This is a genomic window from Actinomycetota bacterium, assembly GCA_036280995.1.
Classification (GTDB): domain Bacteria; phylum Actinomycetota; class CALGFH01; order CALGFH01; family CALGFH01; genus CALGFH01.
Window position 1 is genome coordinate 1 of the sequence record DASUPQ010000383.1, and the last position, 2,716, is coordinate 2,716.

Sequence of the window (2,716 nt, forward strand, 5' to 3'; positions counted from 1 at the left end):
GTTCGCGTACATCGCGTTGGCGATCCCGGTGATGGCGTCGGTGACCCCGGGCCCGGCGGTCACCGCGGCCACGCCGGGACGACCGGTGACGCGGGCCCAGCCGTCGGCGGCATGCGCGGCCGCCTGCTCGTGTCGGAAGTCCACGATCCGGATGCCCTCGGCGAGACAGCCGTCGTAGATCGGGGCGATGTGCCCGCCTGACAGCGTGAACAGGTGCTCGACGCCCTCATGCTTCAGGGCGGCGGCGGCGAGATGACCTCCGTGTCGCGGCGCGTCCATGCGGGCTCGGCTCGCCATCGTACGCGAGGCGACCCGCGGCCGCGGAACCGGATTCAGCTCAGGCGAACTCGCCGCAGCGGGTGCAGCGGAACCAGGTGCCCTGGGGATCGAGGGTGAACGCGGTCCGCCGGCCGCACGAGGCGCAGGAGCGAAGGTCGTGGCCGGGCGAACGGAGCATCGGCTCGGCCCCGTGATCGCGGGTCAAGAGACGAAGGTAGTCCCTGAGGACCCGGTGTTCGTCGAGTTCGAGCACTTCTGCTGGCCGCGCCATACGGGCCTCCTTCCCTACGACCCGACCCTACCCAGGATCGAACGTGGCTAATCCGCTCGAATCGCTCAGAACCGAGCGCCGACCCTCGTTCCGCCGACCGGCCTGTAGCATCAGGAGCCATGTTCCGGAAGGCCCGCACCTCTCGAGCGGCGCCGGCCGCGCCCGACTGGCGGTCGTTCGACCGTGTGGCAGACATCTACGACCGGATCCGAGCTCCGCTCCACGAGCCGGCCGCGCGGGACCTCGTCGCGGCGATCGGCGACCCGGCCGAGGGTGGGTTCCTCGACGTCGGCTCCGGCACCGGCGTGGTGGCCGCCGCGGCCCAGGCCGCCGGATGGCGCCCCACCGTGAGCGTGGATCGCTCGCTGCCGATGCTGGCCAGGGCCCGGGCCCGCGGGCTCGACCGGCTGGTGGGCGCCGACGCCGTCGACCTCCCCTTCCGCGACGCTCGGTTCGGCGCCGTGGGGGCGGGCTTCGTGCTGCACGTGCTGCCGAGGTACGACACCACGCTGTTCGACATGTCCCGCGTGCTCCGCCCCGGGGGCACGCTGGGAACGGCCACGTGGGACTGGCGGCGGGACGAGTTCACCGAGACCTGGCGCGTTGTGGCGGAGTCGTTCACCACGAAGGAGCTGCTCGACGACGCGATGCGGCGGGCCGCGCCGTGGGCCGAGCGCTTCTCCCAGCCCGAGCAGCTGGAGGAGGCGCTCCGCGAGGCCGGGATGCGGAGCGTGCGGGTCGAGCGCCGTCAGTACCGCGCCACCGTCACCATCGACGACTACCTGACCGGCCGGGAGATCTCGGCGCCGGGCCGGTTCCTCCGGGAGATCCTGGGCCAGGCGCTGTGGGAGCGGTTCCGGGAACGGGTCGACGCGACCTTCCGGGAGCGGTTCGAGGACCCGATCGGGGACACGAACGACGTCCTGCTCGCGACGGGGACCAAGCCGGCGTAGCCGATTACGACCGGCCGGCCTGACGCTCCAGGAACCTGATCACCGTTCGCACGGGATTGCCGGTGGCCCCGGCGGGCCAGTAGTCGCCGCCCTTCTCCGCGAAGGCGGTGCCGGCGATGTCGAGGTGTGCCCAGGGCACGTCGCCAACGAACTCCTTCAGGAACAGGGCGGCGGTGATGGCGCCCCCGTAGCGGTTGCCGATGTTCTTCACGTCGGCGACGTTCGACTTGATCTGCTTGCGGTACGAGGTCCAGAGCGGCAGCTCCCACCCGGGCTCGCCGGCCTCCTGGCCGGTGTCGAGGAGCTCGCGGATCAAGGCCCGGTCGCTGCCCATCACCCCCCAGATCTCGTCGCCGAGGGCGATCATGCACGCCCCGGTCAGCGTGGCGGCATCGACGATCAGCCGTGGCTTCTGCTCGGCCAGGTAGGCCAGCGCGTCCGCCAGGACCAGGCGGCCCTCGGCGTCTGTGTTCAGCACCTCCGAGGTCTTCCCGCCGCGGTGGGTGAGCACGTCACCGGGTCGGATGGCCGAGCCGCCGGGCAGGTTCTCGGCGGACGGGATCGCCGCCACCACGTTCACCTTCGGCTTCAGCTGGGCGACGGCCCGCATCGCTCCGAGCATCGTGGCAGCCCCCGCCATGTCGGACTTCATCCACTCCATCTGCTTGGCGTCCTTGATCGACAGTCCGCCGGAGTCGAACGTGATCCCCTTGCCGGTGAGCGCCACCGGACGCCTCCGCCCGCCGCCCTTGTACCGGAGCTCGATCAGCCGGGGCGGGTTGGCGCTCCCCCGGCCCACGCCGAGGATGCCGCCGAAGCCGCCCTTCTCCAGATCGGCTTTCGTCCACACCGTGCAGTCGAGCCCGACGGCGCGGGCCATCTTGCGCGCCTCCCGGGCCAGGAAGTCCGGGGTGGCGTCGAGCGCCGGCGTGTTCACCAGATCCCGGGCCCACGAGGACGCTTCGGCCACGACCTCGCCCCGGCGCACCGCTTCCTTGGCCGCCCTGGCATCCCACCGCGGCGGGGCCAGCACCGTGACACGCTGCCACCGAGGGGGTCGGGCGTCGTCCTCAGCGGGGCGGCCCTTGTACCGGTCGAATCGGTAGGCGCCCAGGAGGAGCCCCTCGACGAAGGCCTGAACCGAGTCCTGCCACGGCCCGCGCCCGGCCGCGGGCACCGACGCGGCCACCGTCTTGTACCGGCCCGCGGTCCG

The 2,716-nt window shown here is 72.3% G+C and carries 4 protein-coding genes; 1 reads left to right on the forward strand and 3 read right to left on the reverse strand.

Going from position 1 to position 2,716, the window contains the following annotated elements:
- Together VF468_12925 and VF468_12930 are read right to left on the reverse strand one after the other, a co-directional pair.
- Positions 1-279 (reverse strand): thiamine pyrophosphate-binding protein (locus VF468_12925; GenBank protein HEX5879199.1); only part of this gene is annotated, 279 nt, incomplete at its 3' end.
- A 58-nt stretch (positions 280-337) separates the two neighbouring features.
- Entirely contained in the window at positions 338-550 is a 213-nt protein-coding gene (locus tag VF468_12930; protein HEX5879200.1) for a hypothetical protein, read from the reverse strand.
- Positions 551-669: 119 nt separating this feature from the next.
- Between VF468_12930 and VF468_12935 the strand changes: the two genes are divergently transcribed.
- Complete coding sequence (locus VF468_12935; GenBank protein HEX5879201.1) at positions 670-1,503, forward strand: methyltransferase domain-containing protein; 834 nt, start codon at positions 670-672, stop codon at positions 1,501-1,503.
- 4 nt (positions 1,504-1,507) lie between these two features.
- Here the strand turns inward: VF468_12935 and VF468_12940 are convergent.
- Positions 1,508-2,716, reverse strand: a 1,209-nt coding sequence (locus tag VF468_12940; GenBank protein ID HEX5879202.1) for a leucyl aminopeptidase, incomplete at its 5' end; no start/stop codon positions are given.

Coding starts and splice junctions, on each gene's coding strand:
- VF468_12935 (HEX5879201.1), top strand. CDS start 670: ATGTTCCGGAAGGCCCGCACCTCTCGAGCGGCGCCGGCCGCGCCCGAC.
- VF468_12930 (HEX5879200.1), bottom strand. CDS start 550: ATGGCGCGGCCAGCAGAAGTGCTCGAACTCGACGAACACCGGGTCCTC.